At 38.8% G+C, this 13,608-nt stretch carries 10 protein-coding genes; 4 read left to right on the top strand and 6 right to left on the bottom strand.

Annotated elements, in window-relative coordinates; translation table 11 throughout:
- Nucleotides 1-170: 170 nt before the first annotated feature.
- The 3 genes from cmoB to ffh form a co-directional block, all read right to left on the bottom strand.
- Entirely contained in the window at nt 171-1,133 is a 963-nt protein-coding gene (gene cmoB, locus DYE60_RS08705; RefSeq protein WP_115316209.1) for a tRNA 5-methoxyuridine(34)/uridine 5-oxyacetic acid(34) synthase CmoB, read from the bottom strand.
- A gap of 97 nt (nt 1,134-1,230) precedes the next feature.
- Nucleotides 1,231-2,418, bottom strand: coding sequence for a tyrosine--tRNA ligase (gene tyrS / locus DYE60_RS08700; protein ID WP_115316208.1), 1,188 nt, complete (start codon nt 2,416-2,418; stop codon nt 1,231-1,233).
- Nucleotides 2,419-2,677: 259 nt separating this feature from the next.
- Nucleotides 2,678-4,078 (bottom strand): signal recognition particle protein, encoded by a 1,401-nt coding sequence (gene ffh, locus DYE60_RS08695; protein ID WP_115316207.1) that lies wholly within the window; start codon nt 4,076-4,078, stop codon nt 2,678-2,680.
- A 374-nt stretch (nt 4,079-4,452) separates the two neighbouring features.
- Here ffh and thrC point away from each other — a divergent pair, with 374 nt between their 5' ends.
- Nucleotides 4,453-5,727: a threonine synthase gene (gene thrC / locus DYE60_RS08690; RefSeq protein WP_115316206.1), complete on the top strand. Its 1,275-nt coding sequence runs from the start codon at nt 4,453-4,455 to the stop codon at nt 5,725-5,727.
- 244 nt (nt 5,728-5,971) lie between these two features.
- Here thrC and yccS read toward each other — a convergent pair whose 3' ends face one another.
- From yccS to DYE60_RS08675, 3 genes are read right to left on the bottom strand one after another with little or no spacing between them, the layout of a single operon-like run.
- The gene (yccS, locus tag DYE60_RS08685) at nt 5,972-8,125 is read right to left on the bottom strand and encodes a YccS family putative transporter (RefSeq protein WP_115316205.1); all 2,154 of its coding nucleotides are present in this window, start codon (nt 8,123-8,125) and stop codon (nt 5,972-5,974) included.
- On the bottom strand, nt 8,125-8,817 hold the full coding sequence (gene mtnN / locus DYE60_RS08680; protein ID WP_115316204.1) for a 5'-methylthioadenosine/S-adenosylhomocysteine nucleosidase: 693 nt from the start codon (nt 8,815-8,817) through the stop codon (nt 8,125-8,127). Before mtnN ends, yccS begins: the two co-directional genes overlap by 1 nt.
- 32 nt (nt 8,818-8,849) lie before the next feature.
- Nucleotides 8,850-9,836, bottom strand: a complete 987-nt coding sequence (locus DYE60_RS08675) for a DNA polymerase III subunit delta' (protein ID WP_115316203.1) — start codon at nt 9,834-9,836, stop codon at nt 8,850-8,852.
- A gap of 138 nt (nt 9,837-9,974) precedes the next feature.
- Here DYE60_RS08675 and murD point away from each other — a divergent pair, with 138 nt between their 5' ends.
- The 3 genes from murD (at nt 9,975) to murG (ending at nt 13,607) form a co-directional block, all read left to right on the top strand.
- Nucleotides 9,975-11,291, top strand: a complete 1,317-nt coding sequence (gene murD, locus DYE60_RS08670) for a UDP-N-acetylmuramoyl-L-alanine--D-glutamate ligase (protein WP_115316202.1) — start codon at nt 9,975-9,977, stop codon at nt 11,289-11,291.
- The gene (gene ftsW, locus DYE60_RS08665; protein WP_115316201.1) at nt 11,284-12,462 is read left to right on the top strand and encodes a putative lipid II flippase FtsW; all 1,179 of its coding nucleotides are present in this window, start codon (nt 11,284-11,286) and stop codon (nt 12,460-12,462) included. Before murD ends, ftsW begins: the two co-directional genes overlap by 8 nt.
- 83 nt (nt 12,463-12,545) lie before the next feature.
- On the top strand, nt 12,546-13,607 hold the full coding sequence (gene murG / locus DYE60_RS08660) for an undecaprenyldiphospho-muramoylpentapeptide beta-N-acetylglucosaminyltransferase (RefSeq protein ID WP_115316200.1): 1,062 nt from the start codon (nt 12,546-12,548) through the stop codon (nt 13,605-13,607).
- The last annotated feature ends 1 nt before the right edge of the window (nt 13,608 follow it).

The raw sequence follows: 13,608 nt of genomic DNA, 5'->3' as shown, positions 1-13,608 counted from the left end.
TAAAAATTTACAAGAAGATAATTTCTTATAAAAATAGTTTTCCGTAGGGGAGGATTGAATGAGCAATGCGAATGGAATATCCTCCCGTAAAATAGAATAGCATTCGGGAGCATATACGCAAACAAGTTTACTAATGCCCCCCTACCATTCATTACTATCGCTTAATGTTATCAAGCATTCGCAATAATCACGGCACGTTTCGGTGCAGGATAACCTTCAATCGTTTTAGAATGATCCCGTGGATCTAAAAAGTCTTCAAGGGATTCAGTGTCGATCCATTCGGTGCGACGCTGTTCTTCGATCGTTGTTACCGCCTCATCAACACAACGTACATTTTTAAATCCCGCTTTTTCCAACCAACTAATCAGAGCTGGCACAGACGGGATAAAATAGATATTTCGCATTTTTGCATAGCGATCGCTTGGCACAAGCACATCATTGACATCACCATCAATCACTAAGGTTTCAAGCACTAACTCGCCTCCTTTGCGTAACTGATTTTTTAGCTGTAAAAAATGGTCAAATGGCGATTTTCGATGATATAACACGCCCATTGAAAACACCGTATCAAAGGCTTTCAGCGGTTGCATTTCTTCAATGCCCATAGGGATTAAATGGGCTTGGCGATTGTTATTTAATAACTTACGCACCGCCTCAAACTGACATAAAAATAAATCCGTTGGATCAATGCCGACCACTAATCTTGCCCCTTCGCCCACCATTCGCCACATATGATAGCCACTGCCACAACCCACATCTAAAATGGTGCGATCTTTTAATGGCGATAAGTGAGGCAACACACGATCCCATTTGAAATCAGAACGCCATTCGCAATCAATATGCACATCATACAAATGATAGGGCCCTTTTCGCCACGGTTTCAACAGTTTCAAATTATGGATAAAACGTTGCTTTTCCCCTTCGGATAAAGGTTCATTCGCCGTTGCGGTTACACTCTCTTTTAAATCAATTGTTCCCGCTTTTACAGGCAAATGTTTCAAGGCATTTTCCCACTTATCAAAATCACCGTGAGCTTGGGTTTGCCACTGTTTCATTTGTAAAGGTAAGGTTTCAAGCCAGTGAGAAAGCGAACTTGTCGCTAATTGTTGGTAAAAAGGACGAAAATCTATCATTGTTAATTATTTTATTGGTTGTATGAAAATCGTAGGTACAGAGTAAAACCCTGTACCTACCGACTAATTTTGCAAAAAGTTAAAAAAATTTGACCGCTTATTTTACAGTAACACGAGCAAATTTACGTTTACCGACATTATAAACCGCCGTTGTCCCAGCCTTGATGGTTAAACGTGGATCTTCCACTTTCTCGCCATCAATTCGTACACCGCCACCTTTCACAGAACGCATTGCCTCTGAGGTTGAAGGCGATAATCCTGCTTCTTTTAATAAGCTCGCTAATCCCATTTCGCCTTCAAAAGTGAATTCAGGCATATCGTCAGGCATTGCCCCTTTTTGGAAACGGTTGATAAACTCTTGCTCCGCCGCGTCAGCGTCAGCATCTGAATGGAAGCGAGCGATAATTTCTTTGGCTAACAGAATTTTCACATCACGAGGATTGCGACCAGCGGTCACTTCTTCTTTGAATTTTGCAATTTCTTCTAATGAACGGAATGAAAGCAAGTCGTACCAACGCCACATTAACTCATCAGAAATTGACATCACTTTACCAAACATCTCGCTTGGCGTGTCAGAAACACCGATGTAGTTACCTAATGATTTAGACATTTTTTTCTCGCCGTCTAAGCCTTCAAGCAATGGTAATGTCATTGCAACCTGTGGTTTTTGCCCGTTCGATTTTTGCAATTCACGTCCTACTAATAGGTTGAATGTTTGGTCTGTTCCACCTAATTCTACGTCCGCCTCTAATGCCACTGAATCGTAACCTTGTAATAATGGATACATAAATTCGTGGATGGCGATAGATTGATTATTTGCAAAACGTTTTTTGAAATCATCACGTTCTAACATACGCGCAACGGTATAGTTAGACGCAAGGCGAATCATTCCTTCTGTTCCCAGCTGGCTTAACCATTCTGAGTTAAATACTACTTTGGTTTTTTCAGGGTCTAAAATTTTAAAAATTTGAGATTTATAGGTTTCCGCATTGCGTAACACATCTTCTTTGGTTAAAGGTGGACGAGTCGCATTTTTACCTGATGGATCGCCAACCATACCTGTGAAATCCCCAATTAAGAAATACACTTCGTGACCTAACTGTTGGAATTGACGTAATTTATTTAATACTACCGTATGCCCTAAATGGATGTCTGGTGCGGTTGGATCAGCCCCTAATTTAATGCGTAATGGACGGTTTTCTTTTAATTTTTCAATTAAATCATTTTCTGAATAAATATCTTCTACGCCACGTTTTAATTCGGCAAGTTGAGTTTCAATAGACATATATTTCCTTAAAGTAAAAAGTTTAAAATTAACATTCGGTTATTATAGCGAGAATAGAAAAAAAAGGCGAAAAAAAAGCACCTTATCTTGTGGGGGTGATAAGGTGCAAAGAGTTGGAGTGATTACCTATTATTTTTTAAGTGCGGTAATGATAACAATTCTCATTTATTTCACAACTAAATTTACAATTCTTTACAATTTGCAAATTTTATAAAAATAATAGATATAGCCAGAGCATACTCTGGCTCTACGGTTAAATTTAACGACGTCCGCCAAACATTCCACCAAGACCGCCTAAGCCGCCCATTCCGCCAGCACCGCCCATCATTCCTTGCATACCACGCATCATTTTACTCATTCCGCCTTTACGCATTTTTTTCATCATTTTTTGCATATCGTCGAACTGTTTGAGTAATTTATTGACATCTTGCACCTTCGTACCCGATCCCATAGCGATACGTTTACGGCGTGATCCTTTGATAATCGATGGATCAGCACGCTCTTTTAAGGTCATTGAGTTGATGATCGCTTCCATTTTATGGAACATTTTATCGTCCACTTGATTTTTTACATTCGCAGGCAGATTTTTCGCACCCGGTAATTTATCAAGCATTGACATCATTCCGCCCATTTTTTTCATTTCAATCAGCTGCTCACGGAAATCTTCAAGGGTAAACGCATCACCTTTCTTGAATTTTTTCGCCATTTTCTCGGCTTTTTCACGATCGACGGTTTTCTCTAAATCCTCAATCAGAGAAAGCACATCCCCCATACCTAAAATACGAGAGGCGATACGATCAGGGTGGAAAGGTTCTAAGGCGTCAGTTTTTTCGCCCACACCCAAGAATTTAATCGGTTTACCTGTGATTTGACGAATCGATAACGCCGCACCACCACGTGCGTCCCCGTCCACTTTGGTTAAGATAACCCCTGTTAAAGGCAACGCCTCATTAAAGGCTTTTGCGGTATTCGCCGCATCTTGACCTGTCATTGCGTCCACAGTGAATAAGGTTTCAATCGGATTTAGCACCTGATGAATTTGTTTGATTTCGTCCATCATTTCGCTATCAACGTGTAAGCGACCCGCCGTATCCACAATCAACACATCAAAGAAATTTAATTTTGCGTGTTTTAAAGCTGCTGTTGCGATTTCTGTCGGTTTTTGGCTGGTTTCACTTGGGAAGAAAGCAATATCTAAATCACTCGCTAGGGTTTCTAACTGTTTGATCGCCGCAGGACGATAAACGTCGGCAGACACCACCAAGACTTTTTTCTTATGTTTTTCTTTTAAGAATTTAGATAATTTACCCACAGAGGTGGTTTTACCTGCACCCTGTAAACCCGCCATTAAAATAACCGCTGGCGGTTGGCTTGCAAGGTTTAGCCCTTCGTTTGCCTCGCCCATTGCATTTTCAAGCTCAGCCTGAACAATTTTAACGAATTCTTGACCCGGCGTTAGGCTTTTATTGACTTCAACACCAATCGCACGCTCTTTTACCTTGTTGATAAATTCACGAACCACAGGTAACGCTACGTCCGCTTCAAGCAATGCCATACGCACTTCGCGGAGCGTGTCTTTAATATTGTCTTCGGTTAAACGCCCTTTGCCACTGATGTTTTTAAGGGTTTGGGAAAGTCTATCGGATAAATTTTCAAACATAATTTTCTCGTTATTTAAAAATGGTAAATTTTAATTGAAATATGACCGCTTATATTAGTGTAGTTCTCGTAGGGAAGGATTAACGAAGCGTATATCCTCCCGTTGCTCAATATAAAATTTTAACAAAAACTATATGTAGCGAGCTTATGAAATGACAAATTTTTATCATTTTATTTCACATTAGTAAACCGCACATTGCGGGCGGATATTCCATTCGCTATGCACATTAAATCCGCCCCTACAAAAAATCAATTATTATCAATTTCTGATTACTTCACATTATACATAAAAAATAATCATTTTTCAGTTTACGGATCACCTTTGAATGGCTAAAATCATTTTTGTTCAAAAAATTAAAATAAAAAGGAACGGAAATGAACTTATACAACATCAAACACCCAGAAGAGCAAGTGAACTTTGCACAGGCAGTGCGTCAAGGATTAGGCAAGGATCAAGGGCTGTTTTTTCCTGAGATTTTACCTAAATTAGATAACATTGATGAACTGTTAGCAATGCCGTTAGTTGAGCGTAGCCAAGCGATTTTAGGGGCAATAATCGGCGATGAATTACCAAAAGAAACGTTAAATACTGCGATTAAAAATGCCTTTACTTTCCCCGCTCCCCTTGAAAAAGTGACAGATAATATTTACGCCTTAGAACTTTTTCACGGTCCAACCTTAGCTTTTAAAGATTTTGGCGGACGCTTTATGGCACAAGCCTTGAAAGCGGTTAGTTCTGATCAAAAAATTACTATTTTAACTGCGACATCAGGCGACACAGGGGCGGCGGTGGCTCACGCATTTTATGGCTTAGAAAATATTGAGGTTGTGATCTTATATCCAAAAGGCAAAATCAGTCCGTTACAGGAAAAATTATTCTGCACGCTGGGTAAAAATATTCGCACCGTTGCTATCAAGGGCGATTTTGATGATTGCCAAGCCTTAGTAAAACAGGCTTTTGACGATAAAGCGTTACGAGAAACCATCGGTTTAAACTCCGCAAACTCAATCAATATCAGCCGTTTATTGGCTCAAATTTGTTACTATTTTGAGGCTGTGGCTCAGTTGCCAAAAGAGAAACGTAATAACCTTGTGGTATCCGTGCCAAGTGGCAATTTTGGTAATCTAACCGCAGGCTTAATCGCCAAAAGTTTAGGTTTGCCGATCAAACGTTTTATTGCTTCAACGAATGCGAATGACACCGTACCACGCTATTTGCAATCAGGGTTATGGCAACCTAACCCAACCGTTGCAACCCTTTCTAACGCAATGGACGTGAGCCGTCCGAATAACTGGCCTCGTGTTGAGGAATTGTTTAAACGTAATCAGTGGCATTTAAGCGAGCTTTCTTCTGGAATGCTCACCGATCCACAAACCGAGCAAGCCTTAAATGCAATGAATAACTTAGGTTACTTATGCGAACCACACGGTGCGATTGCATATCAAATGTTAGCGAGCCAACTCACTAAAAATGAAACAGGCATTTTCCTCTGCACCGCCCACCCTGCAAAATTTAAAGAGAGCGTTGATCGCATTCTAGATATGGATTTACCATTGCCTGACGCACTTGATAAACACAACAAAATGCCGTTGCTTTCTGATGAAATGGACAATGATTTTGCGATTTTAAGAGATTATTTATTAAAATAATTTTTCGTTAAAATTTAAGCGGTAAGATTTTTATTAAAATTTGCAAAAAGTAATAAAAATCTCACCGCTTGTTGATTATTGGTTTAACGATTATTTAGAAAATCCGAGATAGCTTTGCGAATAAGTAAAAGACACAACGAACAGGCGACGACTTTTAATATTTTTATTAAAACAACATCTGTGGGTGTGATCACGAATGCGGTTTATTTTTCATCAAAATACACCTAAATTTTTTCCATCCTCTCTATACAACACGGCTTTTCAATTCAGGCAATAACTGCACAATTAAGGATAACTGCTGGACTAACAATCTGGCGTTATCTTTGCCGTTATCTAAAAACGCTTGTTCGAGATTTTGTAAATTCGTTATCGTGCTTGCGAGATCCGAAGAGCATTCAAGACAATCCTCATCATAAATTTTATCCAATAATTGAGAAATCTGTTTACCCTGTTGGAAAAAATAAGCAGAGCCATCTAGCTGTTGATTTAAGTGTTCGCTTTCGTGTCGATAGGTCGCAAGGGCGGAAATATAACTTAACAGGGTATAATTCAGCTCTAATAATTGCGGTGCGGTGGCAAGAATTTTTTGGTATTTTTTAGGTTCTTCTTGCATAGCGGTCACAGTTGCACTGAGTTTTGCAATTTTGTGATAAGCGGTGCGACGTGCCAAGCGATAACTAAAATGATCACGATAGCCAAATTGGAGCTGTGCCATAATGTGACGTAGATAAAGTGAGCTACTTTGTAAACTTTCGACTAAATTCGCTCGCAAATTGAGATATTTCCAATCTGCCCACATAAAGCTAACCGCAAACCACGCAATGCCTGCTCCGATAAAGGTATTCACAATACGAGGTAACATTGCGACTTCTTCGCCAAGCCCGATCACATCAAAACTGACTAATACCTGAATCGTAATAAAGAAACTGGAATAGCTGTATTTTTTCTCCATAAAGAAGAAAAATAAGCTACTAGATGCCACGATAATGCCGAGTTGAGCCTCTAAAGTTGGAGATAAATATTGCAATGATAATCCTACAAACACCCCCAACACCGTTCCTAACACACGCTGAATCAGGCGTTTTTTGGTGGCGGAATAATTGGGTTTACAGACTAAAATCGCAGTTAATAATACCCAGTATCCTTGTTGAATTTCAAAAATTGGTACGAGCGAACAACACACAAAAACCACAATAGAAAGGCGTACTGCGTGACGAAACAGGGGCGAATCTAAATGGCACTGCTTTTTAATCGTATCAAAAATATTGCTGAATCCTGAAATATTTTCAGAAAGTAAGCGGGTATTTTTTAGGTTATTTTTACTAAATTCAATATTGATATTTTCATCGTATAACTGTTCAAATAAATGCACAATATTTTTTAGATTTTCACTGATCGTACAAAGCTTTTCAAACTGTGGATTACTTTTTTTAGGTCGATGAAATTCAAGGGAATTTTGCAAACCAATCAGAATATTTTGAATATTAAAATTAGAGGTATAATCGATATTTTGGCGTAATGCCGTCGCAATATAACGGCTCTCTTGGGCTTCCAACTCCAATAAACGGCGAACCCTAAACGTTAAATCAGTGCGTTCAAAAGTGGTTAATAAATCTTGATATTGTGAATAACTCGAATTGGCTCTTTCCCAAATTTCTTGGGCGGTCAGAAAATAACGTAACATTTTTTGGGTATGAAAATGTTGATTTTGCTGATCTAAACGAGTAAATAACGCCTCTCGTGCATCATCAAAGGCTTGCATTACCTTAATATTCGCTCTAGCTAAGGCAAGTTTTTTGGCAAAGAGTTTGTTGGTATCGTCAATATCAAAAAAGGTGGATTTTTGCTGTAAATACTCTCCCAAAGCATCAAATAATACCGCTAAACTCTCTTGGGTGGCGGTGTTTGGCACACATAAAAAAATCACGAGAGCGACAAAGCTATAAATTAACGTGCCGAGTAAAATCAGTAAGGTGTTGGTGTACCAAAGGGTATCGGGCGTGTAAACCAATGCCGTGTAAACGGCAACTAATAGCGTACAAAAGGCGATTTTGCTGTAACGTCCGCCAACTGCACCGAGCATTACCACTACAAAAGTAATCAAGGTTAATAGGGGGACAAAAATCCAGCCCTGTGAAAGGGATAATTGCGAGGTTAATGACACAATCCCAAAAGAAACAAGCATTAAAATCACATCTTTTAAGCGTCCTTTCAGGCGATTGCTGTGATCCGATAACGCCGCTGAGATAATCCCTAATACTAAGGGCATTGCAAGGCTTGATATCTCTAATTGCCAAATCACAATGGCGGCAATATTGGTTGCAACAAACACCCCTAATACGTTGAGCATATAAGGGTTCAACCATTTTGAGTAAAATTGTTGCAACAGTTGTTTCATTAGCTTAAACGTTCAATCATTTTTAACACAATTTTTGATGATTTCTCAGCAGCGAGAGGTAAAAACTCATCAAAAGATAAGTGAGATTCTTTATCTGCCACATCAGAAATCGCACGCACTACCACAAAAGGAATCTTGAAAGCGTGACACACTTGGGCGATTGCCGTTGCTTCCATTTCAACCGCCACGACCTGTGGGAAATTTTTGCGAATTTGCTCAATAATTTGACCACTATTTACGAATAAATCGCCACTACAAATCAAACCTGACACTGCATTTTCACCCACTTCTTGGGTTAAGCTAAAGGCTAATTCACTTAATGCTTTATCTGATTCAAATCCTGCTGGATTAGCGGGAAGTTGCCCAAATTCATAACCAAAAGCGGTGACATCAACATCGTGATAGCGTGCTTCGGTGGAAATTACAATATCGCCGACACTTAAATTTTTATCTAAACCACCCGCTGAACCCGTATTGATGACACAATCTGGTTTTGTTAATTGTAGAAATAATGCCGTTCCCATTCCTGCGGCAACTTTACCGATGCCTGATTGCAATAAAGCCACTTCTTTGTTAGCGATTTTACCTTCAAAAATGGTGCAACCTGCAATTTCTGTCACTTTTAAATCTTGCATCGCATTTTTTAAAATTTCTACTTCTTGTGCCATTGCACCGATAATACCGATTTTCATAAATTTCCTTTCATTTTTTAGTAAAAAATTTATTATTCAAAAACATTTAATACTAATTTAGTTAAACAATCCATCAATATCAACTCCTGATTAACGGCGTTAATATGAATTAAGTCTTGTTGAGTTTGTTGTACAATTTTATGCCCATTGAGTAATTTTTCAGAGTGTAATGCTTCTGCGAATAAAATTATACCTTTTTGTAAATCCGCATTCACCCAGTGGGTCGCAATATTCATTCTTGCTTTTAACGCGTCACTAAAAAAGCTACTTAACCAATCCAACTGCTCCAAAACATCTTCTTTTTCTTTATCAAACTGTGAGAAAAGCAATAATGGATTTTTACTTTTATAAAACCGCCAAAAAGTTTGCAAGAATGCTTTACGTTGCGTTAAGCGGTCATTTTCTAAGAACTTTTTGCAAGAAATTGGTTGATGATGACACAATCTCAATGCCGTGTTTAATTCATCTTGGGTCTTATTTGGATAACGTTCATTAAGCCAACTTAAAACTTCCTCAGGTTGCGGTGCATAAACAACCCATTGCTGACAACGGCTTTGAATTGTCGCTAAAATGCTTGATTGTAACGGTGTTTGCAATAAAAAATAGACATTTTTATGCGGTTCTTCTAACGTTTTCAATAACGCATTGCCACTGGATTCATTGAGTTTATCTGTATCCGCAATATAAATCACAATATTGCCATCTTGCTGAGCAAATTGCTGTAATTTGGTATTCAGCTCCCGAATTTGATCAACGCCGATCTCTTTGTTATCCACAGATTGCAGAATATGAAAATCTGGGTGATTGCTATGCTCAACCAACAAACAACTTTTACAGTGATAACAAGGCTCGCCTGCTTGCTGATTTTGACACAACAACCAATGGGCAAAATGACGAATCAGACAATCTGTTGCCAAGCCCTTTTCAGTTTTGAAAAGCAAAGCGTGATGCTGATGATTTTGCAAAAAAGTGGTCGTTAATTGCTGATATAAATCATTTTGCCAAGGGTATAATGTCATAATCGTTCAGGGATAAAATAAGATTGGGCTATTTCACCACTTAATGCTTTTTTTTGCAAATTTTTATCTAAATTTTATCGCTTATCATTGAATTTATGCGATAATTTGGGCAATTTTATTTTCTATTTTAGAGCGATTATGCAAAATCAATATCAAGGAAAAACCGTTACAATTATTGGCTTAGGCAAAACTGGGCTATCTTGCGTTCACTATTTTTCAGATAAAAAAGTTAATTTACAAGTAATGGATACTCGCACTCACCCAAAGGGTGTAGATGAATTGCCTGAAAACGTACAATTACACACAGGTAGTCTAAATTTAGAATGGCTATTGCGTTCCGATTTGGTCGTTATCAGTCCAGGATTAGCACTGACCACCCCAGAAATTCAGGCAGTATTAAAGGCTGGCATTGAAGTTGTCGGCGATATTGAGCTATTTTGTCGTGAAGCAAAAGCACCAATTATTGCCATCACAGGCTCAAACGGAAAAAGCACCGTGACGACCCTTACCGCTGAAATGGTAAAACAGGCAGGTTTAAAAGTAGGAATGGGCGGAAACATTGGTATTCCAGCATTGAGTTTATTGGAAAAAGAATGCGATATGTATGTGTTGGAATTATCCAGTTTTCAATTAGAAACCACCTATTCATTAAAAGCCAAAGCAGCGACAGTGTTGAATATTAGCGAAGATCATATGGATCGCTACAATGCTTTAGAAGATTACCGTTTGGCAAAATTAAAAATTTATGAAAATGCCGAAAATGTGATCGTAAACGCCGAAGATAAACAAACTTATCCTCAACAAGCGGTCAAATTTTTGATCGATTTTGCAAAAAAAGAGGCAAAATATCATTTTGATGACAATTATATTTATTGCGACCAGCAAATTATTCTGCCAATTAGTGAATTAAAAATCACAGGACGTCATAATTTATTAAATGCGTTAGTTTCAGTCGCATTAGCGGATGCAACCAATGTGCCAAGAGAAGGTATTATCAAAGCCTTACAAAATTACAGTGGGTTAGATCATCGTTTTCAACTTGTGCCAACCAATGACGGAATCACTTGGATCAATGATTCTAAAGCAACCAATGTGGGCAGCACAATCGCTGCCTTAAATGGCTTACAAATTGCCAATAAATGCTATTTATTACTCGGTGGCGATGGCAAAGGTGCAGATTTTTCAGAACTTGCCCCTTTTATCAATCAAGCGAATATGATTTGTTATTGCTTTGGAAGAGATGGCAAAAAATTAGCAGAGTTAACCTCAAATAGCGTGCAAGTTGGCACAATGGCACAAGCGATTGAGCAAATTCGTCCGCAGTTACAACCAAATGATATGGTATTATTATCACCCGCTTGTGCCAGTTTAGATCAATTCCCTAATTTTGAAATCAGAGGACAACAATTTATGCAATTAGCCCAAAAGAACACTATAGGGGAACAGAATGTTTGAAAAAATAATCCAAAATAAAGACGAATGGCTTAGGCTTACGCCAAGCACGGCTCTTTATGATCGTACTTTAGTTTGGTTATATTTATCCCTACTGGTCTTCGGCTTCGTAATGGTAACATCTGCCTCTATTCCTGTTGGGCTAAGATTAAGAAATGATGCTTTTCACTACGCATTACGAGATGGCGTTTACATTATTTCTTCCATTGCAGTAGTCTTCTTTTGTGTACAGATTCCGATAAAAAAATGGGAAAAATACAACGGTGTTTTATTTGGTGTTGCTCTACTCCTACTCTTCTTAGTTTTAGCTGTAGGAAGTAATATCAATGGTGCAAAACGCTGGATTTCACTCGGTATATTAAACTTTCAGCCAGCTGAATTAGCTAAATTGTCCATTATCTGCTATTTTGCTAGCTTTTATGTACGAAAATTTGATGAAATTCGTACTGGTTTTGCAAGTGCTTGGCGACCAATGACTATTCTAGCCCTGTTCGGAGGATTTTTACTGTTACAGCCCGATTTAGGTAGTACCTTCGTACTCTTTGTGTTGACCTTTGCAATGCTCTTCATCGTAGGGGCAAAGCTATTACAATTTATCATTCTCGGATTTCTTGGTTTAGGTTTAATTGCCTTCTTTATCGTGACCTCTAATTATCGTCTGGCACGTGTGAAAACATTCTTAGATCCTTGGGCTGATGCTTATGGAGATGGCTTCCAATTAACCAACTCACAAATGGCATTCGGACAAGGTGAATGGTTTGGACGAGGACTTGGAAATTCTGTTCAAAAACTCGGTTACCTTCCAGAGGCAAATACAGACTTTGTGATGGCGGTAATAGGTGAAGAACTGGGGTTTATGGGGATTCTCGCAGTTATTATATTATTTGTGTTACTCTCCATCAGAGCCTTTAAAATCAGCAGTGAATCACTACGCTCAGAAGAGCGTTTTAAAGGATTTTTAAGCTTCGGCATTGGTATTTGGATTTTCTTACAAAGCTTTGTAAATCTAGGGGTAACCACAGGATTACTTCCAACCAAAGGCTTAACGTTTCCCTTTATCAGTTATGGGGGCTCAAGTTTAATGATAATGTCAGTAGCGATTGCAATTTTATTACGAATAGACTTTGAGAATCGCCTAGAAAAAGTGAAATATGCGAATCCAAAGGATTATTAAGCAAATTTATTAAACCAATAAGCGGTCATATTTTATGAAAAATTTGCAATTTTTTTTAACCTTAGTTAATTAAGAAGAAAACAATGACAAAAAAATTATTAGTAATGGCAGGGGGAACAGGGGGACACGTCTTTCCTGCATTAGCTGTTGCCACAGAATTACAGCAACAAGGCTGGGAAATCTGCTGGCTAGGAACAAAAGACAGAATGGAAGCAGAGCTTGTTCCAAAATATAATATTCCGATTAAATTTATTCAAATTTCAGGTTTGCGTGGCAAAGGAATCAAAGCCTTGTTAAAAGCACCGTTTGCGATTGCACGTGCAGTGTGGCAAGCCCGTAAAATTATCAAAGAATATCAGCCTAATGCGGTTTTAGGAATGGGCGGTTATGTCTCTGGTCCAGGTGGTATCGCAGCGAAATTATGTGGTGTGCCGATTGTGTTACACGAGCAAAATGCGGTCGCAGGACTCACCAACGTATGGCTTTCCAAAGTAGCCCGCCGTGTATTACAAGCTTTTCCAAATGCATTTGCAAATAAAGAGGTGGTGGGCAATCCAGTACGTCAAGATTTATTCCAACTTCCATCCCCTGAAGAACGTTTTGCGGATCGTAAAGGTGCGATCAAAATTTTAGTAATGGGCGGTTCGCAAGGGGCAAGAATTTTAAACCATACTTTGCCACAGATAGCGGTCAAATTTGGTTCAAAAATTACCATTTTGCACCAAGTGGGTAAAGGCAGTTTGGATGAAGTGGAACAGCTTTATGCTCAGCAATCCGCTGAAAATGTGGAAGTAATCGAATTTATTGATGATGTGGCGAAAGCCTATGGCGAGGCGGATTTAGTGATTTGTCGCTCAGGTGCATTGACGGTGTGTGAAATTGCAGCGGCAGGCGTACCCGCTATTTTTGTACCATTCCAGCATAAAGATCGTCAGCAATATTTGAATGCAAAATATTTAGAAGATGTAAATGCAGCAATTATTATTGAACAAAAAGATTTTAATGCTGACAATTTATCTGAACAATTACAAAAGTTAATCGCCGATCGCTCACAATTATTAGCAATGGCACAGCAAGCACGTCAAGTGGCGACCCCACATTCGGCAAAACGCGTGGCGGAAGTGATTGTGGAAGTAGCGAAGTAAC

Source organism: Phocoenobacter uteri (assembly GCF_900454895.1).
Taxonomy (GTDB): domain Bacteria; phylum Pseudomonadota; class Gammaproteobacteria; order Enterobacterales; family Pasteurellaceae; genus Phocoenobacter; species Phocoenobacter uteri.
The sequence above is the reverse complement of the archived record's forward strand: the minus strand, read 5'-3'. Positions and strand labels throughout refer to the sequence as shown.